General features: G+C 38.9%; 20 protein-coding genes. 11 read left to right on the top strand and 9 right to left on the bottom strand.

Features of this window, described 5'->3' with window-relative positions:
• Window positions 1-25: 25 nt before the first annotated feature.
• Both rnjA and HCJ55_RS03660 read right to left on the bottom strand, forming a co-directional pair.
• Window positions 26-1,693 (bottom strand): ribonuclease J1, encoded by a 1,668-nt coding sequence (gene rnjA, locus HCJ55_RS03665; protein WP_003722651.1) that lies wholly within the window; start codon window positions 1,691-1,693, stop codon window positions 26-28.
• A 6-nt stretch (window positions 1,694-1,699) separates the two neighbouring features.
• Window positions 1,700-1,909, bottom strand: coding sequence for a DNA-dependent RNA polymerase subunit epsilon (locus HCJ55_RS03660; RefSeq protein WP_008947407.1), 210 nt, complete (start codon window positions 1,907-1,909; stop codon window positions 1,700-1,702).
• 483 nt (window positions 1,910-2,392) lie between these two features.
• Here HCJ55_RS03660 and HCJ55_RS03655 point away from each other — a divergent pair, with 483 nt between their 5' ends.
• Window positions 2,393-3,163 carry a Cof-type HAD-IIB family hydrolase gene (locus HCJ55_RS03655; RefSeq protein WP_008947408.1) on the top strand — a complete coding sequence of 257 codons (771 nt, stop codon included), beginning with the start codon at window positions 2,393-2,395 and terminating at the stop codon, window positions 3,161-3,163.
• Window positions 3,164-3,180: 17 nt separating this feature from the next.
• Here HCJ55_RS03655 and HCJ55_RS03650 read toward each other — a convergent pair whose 3' ends face one another.
• The 4 genes from HCJ55_RS03650 to HCJ55_RS03635 all read right to left on the bottom strand — a co-directional run bounded on the left by HCJ55_RS03650 (window position 3,181) and on the right by HCJ55_RS03635 (window position 5,950).
• Window positions 3,181-3,984: a DUF817 domain-containing protein gene (locus HCJ55_RS03650; protein ID WP_185506384.1), complete on the bottom strand. Its 804-nt coding sequence runs from the start codon at window positions 3,982-3,984 to the stop codon at window positions 3,181-3,183.
• Window positions 3,985-4,051: 67 nt separating this feature from the next.
• The gene (locus HCJ55_RS03645; RefSeq protein ID WP_185517101.1) at window positions 4,052-4,633 is read right to left on the bottom strand and encodes a molybdenum cofactor guanylyltransferase; all 582 of its coding nucleotides are present in this window, start codon (window positions 4,631-4,633) and stop codon (window positions 4,052-4,054) included.
• Window positions 4,614-5,276, bottom strand: coding sequence for an ATP-binding cassette domain-containing protein (locus tag HCJ55_RS03640; protein ID WP_008947411.1), 663 nt, complete (start codon window positions 5,274-5,276; stop codon window positions 4,614-4,616). Before HCJ55_RS03640 ends, HCJ55_RS03645 begins: the two co-directional genes overlap by 20 nt.
• 2 nt (window positions 5,277-5,278) lie before the next feature.
• On the bottom strand, window positions 5,279-5,950 hold the full coding sequence (locus tag HCJ55_RS03635) for a molybdate ABC transporter permease subunit (protein ID WP_008947412.1): 672 nt from the start codon (window positions 5,948-5,950) through the stop codon (window positions 5,279-5,281).
• Window positions 5,951-6,057: 107 nt separating this feature from the next.
• Between HCJ55_RS03635 and modA the strand changes: the two genes are divergently transcribed.
• From modA to moaA, 7 genes are all read left to right on the top strand, one after another.
• Window positions 6,058-6,828, top strand: coding sequence for a molybdate ABC transporter substrate-binding protein (gene modA, locus HCJ55_RS03630; RefSeq protein ID WP_185502551.1), 771 nt, complete (start codon window positions 6,058-6,060; stop codon window positions 6,826-6,828).
• 94 nt (window positions 6,829-6,922) lie between these two features.
• A complete protein-coding gene (locus HCJ55_RS03625) occupies window positions 6,923-8,146 on the top strand; it encodes a molybdopterin molybdotransferase MoeA (RefSeq protein ID WP_185502552.1) in 1,224 nt (407 codons plus the stop codon).
• A complete protein-coding gene (gene mobB, locus HCJ55_RS03620; RefSeq protein WP_185502553.1) occupies window positions 8,125-8,610 on the top strand; it encodes a molybdopterin-guanine dinucleotide biosynthesis protein B in 486 nt (161 codons plus the stop codon). The genes HCJ55_RS03625 and mobB overlap by 22 nt, the downstream gene beginning before the upstream one ends.
• Window positions 8,607-9,029 (top strand): molybdenum cofactor biosynthesis protein MoaE, encoded by a 423-nt coding sequence (locus HCJ55_RS03615; RefSeq protein WP_185502554.1) that lies wholly within the window; start codon window positions 8,607-8,609, stop codon window positions 9,027-9,029. Before mobB ends, HCJ55_RS03615 begins: the two co-directional genes overlap by 4 nt.
• Window positions 9,013-9,261, top strand: coding sequence for a molybdopterin converting factor subunit 1 (gene moaD / locus HCJ55_RS03610; protein ID WP_185502555.1), 249 nt, complete (start codon window positions 9,013-9,015; stop codon window positions 9,259-9,261). The genes HCJ55_RS03615 and moaD overlap by 17 nt, the downstream gene beginning before the upstream one ends.
• A gap of 12 nt (window positions 9,262-9,273) precedes the next feature.
• Entirely contained in the window at window positions 9,274-9,756 is a 483-nt protein-coding gene (moaC, locus tag HCJ55_RS03605; RefSeq protein WP_008947419.1) for a cyclic pyranopterin monophosphate synthase MoaC, read from the top strand.
• Window positions 9,757-9,784: 28 nt separating this feature from the next.
• Window positions 9,785-10,786: a GTP 3',8-cyclase MoaA gene (moaA, locus tag HCJ55_RS03600; protein ID WP_185503733.1), complete on the top strand. Its 1,002-nt coding sequence runs from the start codon at window positions 9,785-9,787 to the stop codon at window positions 10,784-10,786.
• 35 nt (window positions 10,787-10,821) lie between these two features.
• Here moaA and HCJ55_RS03595 read toward each other — a convergent pair whose 3' ends face one another.
• Window positions 10,822-11,310, bottom strand: a complete 489-nt coding sequence (locus HCJ55_RS03595; protein WP_008947421.1) for a MogA/MoaB family molybdenum cofactor biosynthesis protein — start codon at window positions 11,308-11,310, stop codon at window positions 10,822-10,824.
• A gap of 10 nt (window positions 11,311-11,320) precedes the next feature.
• The gene (locus HCJ55_RS03590) at window positions 11,321-12,319 is read right to left on the bottom strand and encodes a ThiF family adenylyltransferase (RefSeq protein WP_185517098.1); all 999 of its coding nucleotides are present in this window, start codon (window positions 12,317-12,319) and stop codon (window positions 11,321-11,323) included.
• 130 nt (window positions 12,320-12,449) lie between these two features.
• Between HCJ55_RS03590 and HCJ55_RS03585 the strand changes: the two genes are divergently transcribed.
• Entirely contained in the window at window positions 12,450-13,004 is a 555-nt protein-coding gene (locus HCJ55_RS03585) for a flavin reductase family protein (RefSeq protein WP_185502558.1), read from the top strand.
• Between the two features lie 48 nt (window positions 13,005-13,052).
• Here HCJ55_RS03585 and def read toward each other — a convergent pair whose 3' ends face one another.
• Window positions 13,053-13,604 (bottom strand): peptide deformylase, encoded by a 552-nt coding sequence (gene def, locus HCJ55_RS03580; protein WP_008947424.1) that lies wholly within the window; start codon window positions 13,602-13,604, stop codon window positions 13,053-13,055.
• A gap of 834 nt (window positions 13,605-14,438) precedes the next feature.
• Between def and pdhA the strand changes: the two genes are divergently transcribed.
• On the top strand, window positions 14,439-15,554 hold the full coding sequence (pdhA, locus tag HCJ55_RS03575; RefSeq protein WP_185502559.1) for a pyruvate dehydrogenase (acetyl-transferring) E1 component subunit alpha: 1,116 nt from the start codon (window positions 14,439-14,441) through the stop codon (window positions 15,552-15,554).
• A 2-nt stretch (window positions 15,555-15,556) separates the two neighbouring features.
• Window positions 15,557-16,534 carry an alpha-ketoacid dehydrogenase subunit beta gene (locus tag HCJ55_RS03570; protein WP_185517096.1) on the top strand — a complete coding sequence of 326 codons (978 nt, stop codon included), beginning with the start codon at window positions 15,557-15,559 and terminating at the stop codon, window positions 16,532-16,534.
• The last annotated feature ends 60 nt before the right edge of the window (window positions 16,535-16,594 follow it).

Raw genomic sequence — 16,594 nt, 5'->3', positions numbered from 1 at the left:
TTGAAACCATTTACCGCTTTTGAAACTATACTTCCATGATTATTGGTAAAATCATTGGGCGTCGTTTTGTTTTTTCATACAAGAAAGGTTGCAACGTATCTGTAATTTCGTTCTTAATTTCAGACCATTGCGTTGTTTTTTGTTCCATTACTTTGTTTAGGTGGCGTGTTAGGAGGCCTTGAGCTTCTCCGATTAGATTACCGGATTCACGCATATAGATGAACCCACGTGAAATAATATCAGGTCCCGCCATCACACGAGAGTTTTTCATATCAATAGATACAACGACGATTACGAGGCCTTCTTCGGAAAGAATGCGACGATCGCGAAGGACAATATTACCGATATCACCAATGCCGCTACCGTCAATATAGACGCTTGCCGCATGGATTTTACCTGCAACATGGGCTGTTTCACTCGTTAAAGCAAGCACATCACCATTCGCCATAATGAAGCTATTTTCTTCTGGAACACCACATTCTTCAGCAGATTCAGCATGGATTTTCTGCATTCTGAATTCACCGTGAATTGGCATAAAGAATTTAGGTTTCATCAAACGTAGCATTAGTTTTTGCTCTTGTTGACCACCGTGACCAGAAGTATGGATGTTGTTCACTTTACCGTGAATAACTTCTGCGCCAGCTTGATAAAGTAAATTGATTGTGCGGTTAACACTCGTTGTATTACCAGGAATTGGAGAAGACGAGAAGACTACCGTATCGCCTGGTTGAATTTGGATTTGACGGTGAGTACCGTTAGCAATTCTAGAAAGAGCCGCCATTGGTTCACCTTGACTCCCTGTACAAAGGATAGTCACATTTCCAGCGGGTGTTTTGTTAAGCTGATGCACATCAATAAAGGTATCTTTTGGTGCTTGAATATAACCTAATTGTTTACCAATTTCCATAGCAGATTCCATACTACGACCGAAAACAGCGATTTTACGGCCAGTTTCGATAGAGGATTCAACTACTTGTTGTAAACGATAGATGTTGGATGCAAAAGTGGCGAAGATGATTCGGCCTTCTACATCACGGAAAATATTTTTAATACTTTCGCCAACAACGCGCTCACTCATAGTGAAATTCGGTACTTCAGCGTTTGTACTATCAGATAGTAAACAAAGAACGCCTTCTTTACCAATCTCAGCCATTTTTGTAAGGTTTGCTGGTTCGCCAACTGGTGTGAAATCAAACTTGAAGTCACCTGTATGAACGATGTTACCAGATGGAGTTTTGACAACAATACCATACGTATCAGGAATACTATGTGTTGTACGGAAGAAAGAGATACTTGTTTTTCTGAATTTAAAAACGTCATCTTCTTCATATTCATAAATTTTGGTTTGACGAAGCAAGCCATGTTCTTCTAATTTGTTGCGGATAAGTGCACTTGCAAGTTTCCCAGCGTAAATCGGGATATTAAGATCGCGAAGTAGGTAAGGAACGCCACCGATGTGATCTTCATGACCATGGGTGATAAAAAGTCCTTTAATCTTATCTTTGTTTTTAACTAGGTAACTGTAGTCAGGAATAACATAATCAATTCCTAGAAGTTCGTCTTCTGGGAACTTGATTCCTGCATCAATTAGAATAATTTCGTCTTGAAATTGTACGCCATATGTGTTTTTACCGATTTCGCCTAGTCCACCAAGGGCGAAAACAGCTGTCTCATTATTTTTAACAAATTTCATATAGGCTTATTTTTCCCAGAGCGCGAAGTCTGGGTTTTCCTTTTCATAAGCTAAGTGAGCGTCACTAATTTCTTCAACAAATTCGATGTGGAAAGGCTCATCTTTTAAAAGTTGGCGTACTTTTACTTGGCTTTCCGCTTCTACGTATAGAGATTGTGTTTTTTCGCGTACTGGTGTTTCTGTCAGTGTTTCTTGATAAAATACTTTAAAAATCATGTTTTTCTCTCCTTAAAATTTAAGTTTAGTTTTTAAAAATAGATTTTCTGGTCGAAAATCTTATAATTATTCAATAATCATTGGCCTGCTTTCAGTTGTGGACTTAGTAGCAAGCGGATATGGGTGCACGAGATACTAACAATTAGGCATAAAAAAGACAAAGAAAAATTACCACAGACTAATGTATAAAAATAGCTGTGCACGTATGTTAAATTTCTTATCCGTTATAATTGCATACCTTTATTTTGGGAATTTGAAACAAATTTCCGAGTAAAAGATGTAATTATAAACTTTTTTTCACGTTCCATTGTCGTTCTACAAATGTTCATCCGATCTATATCCTTCATTCTAATATACCATAAATCGAGATAATTGCTACTAGAAAGTATAATTAATTTTGTCAACCCTTTTATCATCTGGATTTTCTGCTATAATTTAAAGTAAGTGATTTAAAAATGGATAGAGGATTGAGGCGTTTAATCGATGAGTAAAATTGTGTTTTTTGATGTAGATGGCACGCTTGTAGGTGAAACAAAAGAAATTCCCGCATCAGCAAAACAAGCGATTGCTAAATTGAAAGAAAATGGCGTTTATGTAGCGATTGCAACAGGTCGTGGCCCATTTATGCTTGATGAAATTAGAAAAGAGCTAGATATTAATTCTTACATTTGCTATAACGGCCAATATGTTATTTTTGAAGGCAAAGAAATTTATGCCAAACCATTACCAACTGAATCTTTAGAGCGACTAATTACGGTTGCTTCAGAACATGAACATCCGATTGTTTTTTCTGGAAAAGATTCGATGCGTGCAAACTTGCCTGACCATGACCGCGTTACAATAGGAATGAACTCTATTAAAAGAGACTATCCTAAAGTCGATGCGAATTATTATAAAGGTCGCGATATTTTCCAATGTTTACTTTTCTGCGAGGAGTCCTATGATGCTTATTACCGCGAAGAATTTAAACAATATGGTTTCCTGCGCTGGCATGATGTTTCGGTAGACGTTTGTCCAGCAGATGGTTCAAAAGCAGAGGGCATTAAACAAATGATTAAAAAACTTGGCTTTTCGATGGGAGATACGTATGCATTCGGTGATGGGCTGAACGATATCGCGATGCTTCAAGCTGTTGGAACAGGTGTTGCAATGGGAAATGGTCGTGATGAAGTGAAAGCAGTTGCTGATTACGTGACGGACCATGTCGATGAAGATGGAGTGTATAAAGCGTTAGAACATCTAAAATTAATTTAAAACAAAAACGAGGCCACTTATTTTAAAGGGGCCTCGTTTTTTGCTGTTACAACGGTCTGTTCCAATTTTTGCTTAATGAATTTGAGTTGCGCGACGATAATAATACTAATAATTACAAGCAAGTACCAACTCGTGATTTTCGAAACATGTACTGGGCGCCAAGCAACAAGCTGGTCAGGATAAGCCCAAGCACCGTAAAAACTAGCGATATTCTCAGCAAGATAAATAAAGAATGCGATACATAAAAAGGAAAACGATAATGGCATTTTGAGCTGAGTCGCGTTAACTTTAAAATAAACATAGGTTTTTCGGAACAAAATGAGAACTAAAATAATTAAAATCCAGCGAAAATCGGGAATAAAATGATGCGTGAAAAAATTAGCATAAATGGCGATACAAAGGCTGCTTACCAACCAAATGTTTGGCCAGTTTGTCATACGAAGATCAAACCTTTTCCAGGCCTGACAAATATAACTCGCCACGCTTGAATACATGAATCCACTATAAAGTGGTACGCCGAAAATTTTCATTAAACCAGGCTCCGGATAACTCCACGAACCCATATGTACTTTATAAATTTCAAGCCCCAGCCCAATAACATGAAACACCATAATTACTTTTAACTCATCCCACGTTTCCAGTCCAAACTTTATCAGCAAAATCTGTGCTACAAGACAAATGATTAACAGCAAGTCATAGCGTGCAATAAAGGGAATATCAATCAGTTTTGTCAGTGCAAGTGAAATAAAAATAATACCAGGGAAAATACAACAAAGTGCCTGCTTCCAAGTAAATACCCAAAGTAAGCGGAAAAAGTGCATAAAAAAACCTCTTCTCATGATTTTCTCTAGTTTACCAAATAATACTAAAGAAAAGGGTAAGAAAAGGTTAAAAAAGTTCATTTTGATGATTTATATTTTTAAATACGGCTTCATTTTCAAATTCTAATGGTTTGGCATGCAACTTTTCAAGTAAAGCCCGCACCCGATGTTGCTCGTTTTGTAGTAATTCATGTAAAATTTCGCGTGAAAAAGGGATGTTCGCAACCAAATAGTGATCTGCTTGCGGAGTTTTGGCAAAGTGGTTGAGATGAACTGCGAGCCGTCCAATTTCTTTTGAAGTCAAAAATGGCATATCAACAGGAAGTATCAAAAAATTAGCTTCCTGATAAACCTGTGCGCGATCCATCACCGCATAAATACCACCAAGCGGCCCAAACTCACGGAACGCTGCTAGGTCGGGAACGATTTGAATAGCCGATTGTTTCGTGAAAATTTCAACCAGCTTTGGATAATTTGCTTGATTCGCTGATACAAATACCGTATCACAGAGTGGCGCCAATTTGTTCACCGTAAGTTCTACCCACGTTTTCCCAGTTGCCTCATCCCGGAAAAAGGCTTTTGGCTCTCCAAATCGGCTAGAACGACCACCAGCTAGGACGATGCCAACATTAACTTTTTCGTTTTTCAAGCCGTCCATCTCGCATCACTAAAATTTCTTCAGTCATCATTTCTGCTTCCGAGGCATAATGTGTCACAAAAATGACTGGAATATGGAAATCTTTGGCCATTTGACCAACTAATTTCATACAAATTAAACGCGTTTCTTCATCTAAACCGTTGAATGGTTCATCTAGTAGAAGTAATTTTGGCTCAGTAATCATTGCTCGCGCCATTGCAACACGTTGTTTTTCGCCACCGGATAGTTTTTGAACAGAAGAATAGAGTAGGTGAGAAATTTGCAGATAGTCACTCATTTTCCGGACTTGTTGCTGGATTTCTGCTTGTTCTTTTTTCTTCCGCTTCTTCACTTTTAAGCCGAAAGCGATATTTTCATAAACGTTCATATTTGGAAACAAAGCGAGGTTTTGGAATAAATAGCCTACTTTTCGCTCGGTTACTGGAAGATGTAGTGAGATACTGGAATCATCCCACGGTGTTCCGTCAAATTCAATAATTCCGCCGTCAATGCTCTTCAAACCACTGACACATTGGAATAACGTGGATTTTCCGGAACCGCTCGCGCCCATCATCGCGGTCACGGGCTTTTCAAAAGTATAATCGATATTTAAATCATGAAAAGGAAGTTTTTTATGGAATTGTAATTTAAGCATCGTTACATCCCCCTCGTTAAATTGCTTTGGCGTACGGTCAATACATGAATCACAAGTAAGGCAAATACGCCAATAATGACGTTAATTAGCCCGAGATAAATTGCTGTGCGCATGTCTCCTTGTTGCACCATAAAGTAAATACTGGAAGCAATCGTATCGGTTTTTCCTTCAATATAACCCGCTACCATCAAACTAGCTCCAAATTCACCCATCGCCCGGCAAAAACTAAGCAAAACGCCAGCTAAAATTGGTTGCCAACAATTCGGTAAAATAATTTGAGTAAAAATCTGTTTTTTATTCGCTGAAAGAGTCTCTGCTGCCCATACAAGTTCGTGATCAATGGATAAAAATGCGGATTTTAGTCCTTGATACATAATCGGTAAAATAATAATCGTTGTCGCAACAATAGCGCCACTAAGGGAAAAAATAAAACTGAAATCAAAAGTATCCCAAAGTACACCACCAATAAAGTCATTGCGGCCGAGGACGTTCAGTAAGACCAAACCAACCACAGTTGGCGGTAAAACAAGCGGAAGTAAAATTAAAATCTCCACTAATAACTGAAAACGTGATTTTCGGCCTGTAAAATAATAACTAAGTGGCAACATCGTCATAAATGCGAGAAACGTAGAAATAGTGGCAACAAGTAATGTATGCCAAACAGATGTAAACATAAATCTCCTCCTGAACAACCCTTTAGTACTTCTATTATTATCGTTCTCTCTGGTATAAAATGTCAAACTTAAGTACAATGTAACTAAATAAAAAAGGGGGATGAACAATGAAAAAAATAGCTTTAGTCATAACTTGTGGATTATTACTACTTTTAACGGCCTGCGGGGATACATCCGAGAAAGAAAAAACCACAACAATACATATTTCAGCAGCGGCAAGTTTGAAAGATACGATGGATGACATAAAACCACTTTTTGAAAAAGCGAACCCGACCATTAAATTATCTTTTGATTTTGGTGGCTCTGGGCAAATTCGCGAACGTGTCGAAAGTGGCGCACCAATTGATGGTGTTCTTTTAGCCAGTAAAAAAGATGCGGATACATTAAGTAAACAAAATTTAGCAGAAGATACGAAAGAATTTGCGGGGAATGAACTGGTTTTAATTGAACCAAAAAACGCTGAGCAGACGAAAGATGCGAATTTAGAACAAATACTAAATGACGCGAGCAAAATTGCTATCGGAGATCCAGAATCAGTTCCAGCCGGCGCTTATGCCAAACAAACACTCGAAAACTTAAATCTTTATAATACCGAAAAAGCCAAACTCGTTCTTGCAACGGATGTTCGCCAAGTTTTATCCTATGTGGAAGCGGGGAATGCAGACGCTGGTTTTGTGTACCAAACAGACGCTTTATTAAGTAAAAAAGTCCAAGTGAAAGCGAAAATTGACGAGAAGCTTCATGAGCCAATTGCTTATTACAGCGCGCAAGTAAGCGATTCAGAGAAAAAAGAAGCTACAGCAACTTTCCTTGAATTTATGAATAAAGCAGAAGCGCAAAAAACACTTGAAAAATACGGATTCAAAGCCGCTAATTAAGGGGAAGTCGCTTTACTTTTTAAAACGAGAAAACTCCTGTATATTGGTACTAAAGAAAACGCATACATGATTTATAGAAGGGAAGTGCGCCCAGATGATTGAAAAACGAAACACCATTAGAATGGAGCAGGCGAGAGAAGTATTATGTAACCAAATAACGCATCTTCCAGTTGAACGAAAAAACGTGACAAAGGCTCTGAATCAGGTTTTACAAGAACCAATTTTTGCGCCATTTCCTGCTCCGTATTTTCGCCGTTCTGGTTATGATGGCTTTGCAATTACAGAGGCGGATGACGGGAATTATCCAATTACTTTACGCGTTGTGGCTGAGGTTCCTTGCGGTGAAACATATGACAAACCGCTGCAGTCGGGCGAAACGGTCCGAATCATGACTGGAGCCAAAGTGCCGGACAATGCTTCGAAAATTATTATGTTGGAACAATCAAGAGAAGCGGATAACGAGCATGAAATCGTACTTATAAATACGCAAAAATCGAGCAATATTACAGAAATCGGCGCCGAATTTGCGGAAGGGGATTTGTTGCTAGATCGGGGGCACACTTTAAATGCGGGTTCCATCAGTTTGTTATCATCATTTGGCATTCACGAAGTACAAGTAATTCGAAAGCCAAAAGTAGCGATTTTATCTACAGGTAGTGAACTTGTTCCAGCTGGAAATCCACTCCCAGATGGTAAAATCTATAATAGCAATCAGCCGTTACTCGAAAATCTACTAACCGTGCATCATGCGGAAATTTGTGCCGCCGAGCAACTGCCGGACAATTACGAAGACACAAAAAAACGATTGCTTGAACTGACCGAAATAGCGGATTTAATCGTTACCACTGGCGGCGTTTCCGTGGGCGATTTTGACTTTATGGCGGATATCGCTACACAAGAAGCAGAGTTACTTTTTAATAAAATTCAAATGAGGCCAGGTAGTCCGACAACTGGAATGTGGCTGAATAAGACGCTTATCGTCGCGCTTTCCGGCAACCCCGGCGCATGTTTTACCGGTTTCTATTTGTTAGTAGAGCCAGTTTTAGCAACGTTAATGGGAAAAGATACGACCGCGACGACCCAAGTACGCGCAAAAATGGCGAGCCACTACACTAAAAATAATGGCTATGATCGTTTCTTACGAGGAACTTATCGTTTATCTGATGAAGGAGAATATTTAGTCGAACTGGTCGGAAGCGATATGTCTAGTGCACTCGGAAATCTCCATTTAACCACCTGCTTATTTAAAATCCCACGCGGGCAAGTCGGAAAATTAAAAGGAGAAGAGGTTGAAGCATGGCTACTATCCTCCAAATAATCGGTTTTAAAAATAGCGGAAAAACAACCTTGCTTAATGCATTAATTCGCGCCTGCCGCAAAGAAAACTACACAGTTTCAGCGATTAAACACGATGCGCATGACTTTTCCATCGATCATGCAGGAACGGATTCCTACTCGTTTCAAGAAAGTGGTGCGGAAGCGGTTGTAATTGCGAATTCCAGACAATATGCCATCATGGAACAAGCGGGCATCGATTTAAAAATGGCCATCCAAAAACTACCCAATTCAGATATTATTTTAGTGGAAGGCTACAAAGAAGGGCCGTTTCCAAAAATTATTTTAATTCGTGAAAAAGCAGAAATAGAGCTTTTGAAGAATAGCAAAGCCGTCCATAAAATCGCCACCCATAACCCGGCGTTAAAAGAGGATGCCATTTTTATTGGAGAGGAAAATGCTTTAAACACATTTGCAGAAAAGCTAATCAAGGAGTTTTTACAATGAAATATGTAGCGTTACAACACGAAAAAATCGAAATCGGCCTACTTTCTGAGAAGTTAATCAATAAAAATCATGGTGGTATTAACCTGTTTGTTGGTACGATTCGCGAATGGACTGGCGACATTCAAACCGAAGAAATCCGCTATACGTCCTACGAAAAAATGGCGCTCAAAGAATTAAACAAGTTAGCCACAGAAGTAGAAGCGAAATGGGACGCAGATGTCGTTATCGTCCATCGTTTAGGGCTGTTGCAAATCACCGATATCGCGGTGTTCATCGGCGTTTCCACACCACACCGGGCGGCTTGCTACGAGGGTTCGAGATATATTATTGAACGCTTAAAAGAACGGGTACCTATATGGAAAGAAGAGAAAGATGTCGATAAAACAAGATGGGGTGGCGTAAATGTTGACAACGGTTAAATTTTTCGCTTTTTTAGCCGAGAAAACACATCAAACAGAAGTAAAATTGAATTTACAGCAATGCCAAACAGTTGGTGAAGTTCGCGAAGTTATTAGTAGTGAATTTCCCGAAATAGCCGTGGATTTGGCGACATGCATGCTGGCAGTCAATATGGAATTTCAGCATGACACGGACCTTTTGCCAGAAGAAATAACCGAAATCGCAGTCATTCCGCCAGTTAGCGGTGGATGAGGAGGGGAACAAATGGAAAAAGACGATTTAACCCATTTCAATGATGAAAAACGTGCGAAAATGGTCGATGTCACAAGTAAATCAGAAACGAAACGCCGCGCAATTGCTAGAGCTACTATACATATGAACGAAGAAACCTTAGCGCGCATCCATGCTGGTAAAATGGCTAAAGGAGATGTTCTGGCTGTTGCACAAGTGGCTGGCATCATGGCAGCGAAAAAAACAAGTGAACTCATCCCGATGTGTCACCCGATTATGACAACCAAAGCAGATATTTCTTTTGAAGATGACGGGGAAACGGCGCTAACTATCACATCGGAAGTCGTAACTGTTGGAAAAACGGGTGTAGAAATGGAAGCTCTTACCGCAGTCACGATAGCGGCATTAACGATTTACGATATGTGCAAAGCAATGGATAAAGGCATGCGAATAGAAAAGACTTATTTAGTCGAAAAAACTGGCGGAAAAAGCGGGACATTTAAAGCAGAAGCGTAACTATTTTGTAGGATAGGAGTTTTGTTTTATGCAATTATTAAAGGATAAATTTGGGCGGGTACACGATTATATTCGCATTTCAGTAACAGATCGGTGCAATTTAAGGTGTGTGTATTGTATGCCCGAAGAAGGCCTGACATTTTTGCCCCATGAAAAAGTACTATCCAAAGATGAAATTGTCAGCTTTATGGAATTAATGGTGAAATTCGGCATCAAAAAAGTGCGTATTACTGGCGGAGAGCCATTACTTAGGACCGATATCGTGGAAATTGTTCGCGGACTTGGAGCGATTCCTGAAATAGAAGATATTTCGATTACAACGAATGCAATGTATTTAGCGAAAAAAGCCGAAGCGTTGAAAGAAGCTGGGCTGACACGGGTTAACATTAGTTTGGATTCCTTACATGCAGATCGTTTTCAAGCGATTACCCGAGGCGGCCGTTTGCAAAAAGTGCTCGATGGCATTCAAAAAGCGGAAGAAGTGGGACTATTTCCAATCAAATTAAATGTTGTCCTGATTAAAGGACAAAATGATGACGAAATAACCGATTTTCTCCGATTTACAAAAGATAAGGATATTAATATTCGTTTTATTGAGTACATGCCAATTGGTCACGCTGGCACGAGTTGGAAAGAAAAGTATTTGCCGCTTGATACGATTTTTGAAGCCTGTGATGAAGCTGGCTATGAATATGAACCAGTTGATTCTATCCGCGGCAATGGTCCTTCCGAAAATTTCCGCATAAAAGGGGCGAAAGGGACATTCGGTGTCATTCACCCAGTTAGTGCTCATTTTTGCGATAGCTGCAACCGACTCAGACTTACCGCTGACGGCTATATTAAAGCGTGTTTATACTGGGATGAAGAAATGAATATCCGCCCATTTATCCAAAATCCCGTGAAATTAATGCAACTTGTGCAAAAGGCGATTGATAATAAGCCTGAAAATCATGAAATGGCATTAAAATTACAAGATGAAGTACAGTCTAATAAACCAACTTGGCGTCGTATGAGCCAAATTGGGGGATAAATAAAAGATCCGGCCGCGAATTGTGGCCGGATCTTTTATTTTTGTCGTTCAGCAATTAAATGAGGTAATTCTGGGATAATCAATTTTTGAACCGCGAGTTGACAGGCATTACTTGATCCAGGCAACGCAAAAAGCAGTAAGCCGCTTTCTGAAAAGCCAGCGAATGCACGAGACACCATGGCACGGCTACCAACTTCTTCGTAACTGAGCATCCGGAAAATTTCACCAAACCCAGGAATTTCTTGCTGAATCGTTGCGAATAATGCTTCATAAGTAACGTCGCGTTTAGCAATGCCGGTACCACCATTTGTGATAAGACAAAAAGCCCCATTAGCTGCTAACTCGTTTATTTTTTGCTTAATGAGTGTAACATCATCAGGAACGACGACCCGCGAAACCACCTCATGCCCAGCAGTTTCTAAAGCAGATTGAATCAGTTGACCACTAGTATCCGTATCCAAATTTCTTGTATCACTAATCGTTAAAATACTACAAGTTACCTTGATAAACGTTTTTTGTTCCATAACGGCCTCCTTAGTTAAAAAATAAGTGGTATATTTTCTTTGCTTCTGTTATATTTTCTGTCCCATGAAGCAATACACGCCCATTTTTAAAAATAACAAATTGAAACTTTTCATAATGGAAACTGAGTAAAGCGGGATTTTCATTGTACATAATTTTCCGTTCTGTTAGCAGTTGTTTGATTTCGCGGTAATTGCTTTTATTTGGCAATCGAAATTGTACCGTATCTCGTCCACAAAGGGCAATCGTTTGCTCGGAAAAAGGGACTTCTGAAATTGCTTTTCCAGTTGTGCAACTAGGACAGTCGGGGTGTTTTTTGATTTCAAGCGACCGGAAAGTAAATTGCCAATTATCTAGTTGGTAGTACGTATTTGCGTGGAAATCAGGACTTATAATCATTTGCGTAAGTAAGGAAACTTGCATGCCAGCAACGATTGGAATCAGTGCGCCATCGACACCAATAACATCGCAACTTGCTGCATTCGTTTGGGGAATATCACCAAGTAAACAGTGCAAACAAGCAGAATCCGGCGGAATAATCGGCATAAGATTAGCATAATTACCGGCACAAGAAGTGAAAATCCACGGAATTTGATGAATAAAACAAAACTGGTTCAAAAATTCGCGTGTCATAAAATTATCGGTACAATCTAGTATGTAATCGATGTTCCCGACATAAGGAGTTAAACTTGTCACGTTCGCATCATCAACGATATATTCGATTTCAATATCGCTATTAATCATTCGTAATGCTTTAGATGCCGCATACGCTTTTGCTTGCTTGTTTAACGCATCTTGTTCCGTGAAAAGTGATTGGCGTTGCAAGTTACTTAGTTCCACATAGTCACGATCAATTAAAATTAACTTTCCAAAACCCATTCGCGCACAAATTTCTGCGGCATATGACCCAATCGCCCCAACACCAACAATCAAAATCGTTTTTGCGAGCAATTTTTCTTGACCAGCTTTTCCGATATTTTTAACGCGCATCTGTCTATCATAACGTTCCAAGTTTTTCACCTTCTTTCCAGTTTATTTTACCAGAAAAACACATAAAGCGCTTACTTGTAGGGTTTTAATTTATTCTTGAAATCTTGGTACAGCATCTTTATAATGAAAGAAAAAACTAGAGGTGCTAACTATGAAACAGCGCGTAGAAACAGAAAAATTTTATCCTGCTTATCCAGTTTTTGTATTGACGTATTTGAATGAGGTTGGAGAACCGCAAATGTCAACGGGGTCATCATCGTACACATTAGGAGATACTATCGTTATCGGGGTATCTGCAGAAAGTAATGCTAGCAAACATATATACGCTGGTCAAAAACTTGCAGTGAATTTTCCAAACACAGAGCAGTTAGGATTAATTGAACAAGGCGGATTCTCGTCAGGAAAACGCAACGATAAAATAAAAGTTCATCAAATCGAATTAACCAAAAGTGATAATGGGGGAGTAGCTTACATTGATGCGTGTCCGATTGTTCTTGAGTGCACCGTAACTCAAACAGTTTCAGACGCGGACTACCATACAATTTTTGCAAAAATCGATACGCGACTATTTGAAAAAAATTTGCTAGATTCAGATGGTCATTTTATTCACGAAGAACTTGATTTAGTGCTATTCTCAGGCGATGCAAATGAACGTAAATTTAGACAGTTGGCTACAAAAATAGAAACAGTTGGTGGTCACTCATAAAGACAAAAATCCCCGCAGGATATTGCTTCCTGCGGGGATTTATTCATTTTAACCAAATACGTCCACATCTGGTGGCAAGTAAGATGGATTTTCTTTATTAATATGATCATAAAACATAATTCCGTTCAAATGATCGATTTCGTGTTGAATAACAATCGCTGGATAATCTTTAAAACGTAATTTAAGTGGTGTACCATTTTCGTCAAAAGCATCGATTGTCACACGTTCACTACGCACGACGTAACCCGGAACTTCGCGGTCAACGGAAAGGCAACCTTCACCACCAGAAAGACAAGCTTGTTGCACAGAGTGGCTACGAATTTTTGGATTATAAAGCACATAACTATAAAGACGATCTTTTTCATCATGTACATGAATAGCTAGGAAACGTTTAGTTACAGCGAGTTGTGGAGCTGCAATTCCAACGCCACCACGTAAACCATATTTTTCCGCCAACTCTTCATCTTGACTGTTAATTAGGAATTCAAGCATATCTCGACCTAATTTTTTTTCTTCATCTGAAAGCGGGAAAGTCACTTCTGTCGCAACTTCTCGAAGCGCTGGATGACCTTCTCGTACAATATCGTCCATTGTAAGCATGATTTGATTCTCTCCTGTTCTTTTAATAACTTACCTTTATTTTAACAAAAGAACGAAAAAAATGGAATGAAAGATTACTGTTCAAGAAAAAATGGTAGTTTCGTAGGCCTAAAGACATATTTGTTAAAAAAGAGAAAGTTTTAAAAGCGAACGATAATTCCGTTTTCATTAATAATGTTCGTTTAAAACAAATGATGAAAAATTTTATATGTTTGTGAATTCACAAACTAGATAGAATTGCTAGATAAAAACTTGAAATAGGTGTGATAATGCGAGAGTTGGAATATTATATAACAGTTTGTATCTGTTTCATCTTTTTTTAATACAGAAGTGGAAAGCGAATGATTTAAGTAATAATGCCATTGTAAGCGATAAAATAAATAGAGATTAACTTATTGACTTCATAATCTGGGTAGTGTAAATTAAGAGAGAAGATTAGTGTATTAATAAAATTCTTGTTTTCGAGTAAAACAGAAATCACATTATAAAAAAAGGAAAGTTCCTGTTTTTTTATGAAACATTGTGAAAGAATGAATGTTTTTTCACAAGCCCTTCTAAATCACATGTTTTCAATGAGGATTTTGTGGTAATAACTGGAGAGGCTGCGTAATTAGTTAATAGGAATTTAGAAAAAAGCTTCCGGAATCTGCTTCTTTCTATAGAATAAACTTTTCTTTTTACTACGCTATTACAATTAATACACAATCAGGATGGCAGTTTTAAAAGAAACCATTTAGTCAGGTAGATGACCGGACGAGCGTTACATGAAACGCATACCTAACTAATGATGAATTTGAAACTGTACAATGTGAATGACGAAAGGGTGGATACGAAATGGCTTCTAAAACAAAGAAGGCTATTATCGACGTAAAGAAACAATTTGAGGCTGTTCATAAACAATTTGAATTAGTTCAAATTTTGAATGAAAAAGGAGAAATCGTTAATCCAGATTTAATGCCGGATTTAACAGATGATCAATTAGTAGAATTAATGACTCGTATGGTTTGGACTCGCGTACTTGACCAACGTTCTATCTCACTTAACCGTCAAGGACGTCTAGGTTTCTACGCTCCAACTGCTGGACAAGAAGCTTCTCAACTTGCAAGTCACTATGCACTTGAAAAACATGACTATATTCTTCCAGGATACCGTGATGTGCCTCAACTTATCTGGCACGGACTTCCACTTACAAAAGCGTTCTTGTTCTCTCGTGGACACTTTGTAGGTAACCAATTCCCTGAGGATTTAAATGTATTATCACCACAAATCATCATCGGTGCACAAATCGTGCAAGCTGCCGGTGTTGCTCTTGGTCTAAAAAAACGTAAAAAAGATGCTGTTGTAATCACTTATACAGGTGATGGCGGTTCTTCCCAAGGTGACTTCTATGAAGGAATGAACTTTGCAGGTGCTTACCATGCTCCAGCGATTTTCGTAGTACAAAACAACAAATTCGCGATTTCTACACCTCGTGAAAAACAATCAGCTGCTGAAACATTAGCTCAAAAAGCAGTTGCAGCCGGAATCCCAGGCGTACAAGTAGACGGAATGGATCCACTTGCAGTATATGCTGTAACTAAATTCGCTCGTGAACGTGCAGTTGCTGGTGAAGGCCCAACTTTAATCGAAACAATGACTTACCGTTATGGTCCACATACACTTTCTGGTGATGATCCAACTCGTTACCGTACAAAAGAACTTGATGGTGAATGGGAACTTAAAGATCCAATCGTTCGCTTCCGTACTTTCTTAGAAGCTAAAGGACTTTGGAACGAAGAAAAAGAAAATGCTGTTATCGATCAAGCAAAAGAAGAAATCAAAGTAGCAATTAAAGAAGCAGACGCTACACCAAAACAAACAGTGACTGATCTTCTTAAAAATATGTACGAAACACCAACTGCTCCTATCAAAGAGCAACTGGCAATCTATGAAGCGAAGGAGTCGAAATAATCATGGCGCAAAAAACAATGATTCAAGCGATTACAGATGCGCTTGCAGTAGAACTTGAAAAAGACGAAAACGTATTAGTTTTTGGGGAAGATGTTGGTAAAAACGGCGGCGTATTCCGTGCAACAGAAGGATTACAAGAAAAATTTGGCGAAGATCGTGTATTCGATACTCCTTTAGCAGAATCCGGTATTGGCGGTCTTGCTATCGGTCTTGCACTTGAAGGTTTCCGTCCAGTTCCTGAAATTCAATTCTTCGGTTTCGTATTTGAAGTAATGGATTCCGTTGCTGGTCAAATGGCTCGTATGCGTTACCGTACAGGCGGAACTCGTAATGCTCCAATCACAATTCGCGCACCATTTGGTGGTGGCGTTCATACACCAGAAATGCACGCGGATAACTTAGAAGGCTTAATGGCTCAATCTCCTGGTTTAAAAGTGGTAATTCCTTCCACTCCATACGATGCAAAAGGTCTTTTAATCTCAGCTATTCGTGATAACGACCCAGTTATCTTCCTAGAACATATGAAATTATACCGTTCTTTCCGTGAAGAAGTTCCAGAAGGCGAATACACAGTAGAAATTGGTAAAGCAGCTGTTCGTCGTGAAGGTACAGATGTTTCTATCATCACTTACGGTGCAATGGTACAAGAATCAATGAAAGCAGCAGAAGCTCTTGAAAAAGAAGGCATATCTGTTGAAGTTATCGATTTACGTACAATTAGCCCAATTGATGTAGATACAATCATTGCTTCCGTTAAGAAAACAAACCGTGCTGTAGTTGTTCAAGAAGCACAAAAACAAGCAGGTATTGCAGCTAATATCGTTGCAGAAATTAACGATCATGCAATCCTTTCTCTAGAAGCTCCAGTTATGCGTGTTGCTGCTCCAGATAGCGTATTCCCGTTCTCTCAAGCAGAAACAGTTTGGTTACCAAATCACAACGATATCATCGAACGTGTAAAAGAAGTTATTGCATTTTAATTTATAATAACCGTTTTAAAACTTATGGGGAGTTTTAGAAGGTGAACGAAATATTTTTAT

The sequence above is a fragment of the Listeria marthii genome (assembly GCF_014227425.1).
GTDB lineage: Bacteria > Bacillota > Bacilli > Lactobacillales > Listeriaceae > Listeria > Listeria marthii.
Note: the sequence above shows the minus strand (reverse complement) of the source record. Positions and strands in the feature narration are given on the sequence as shown.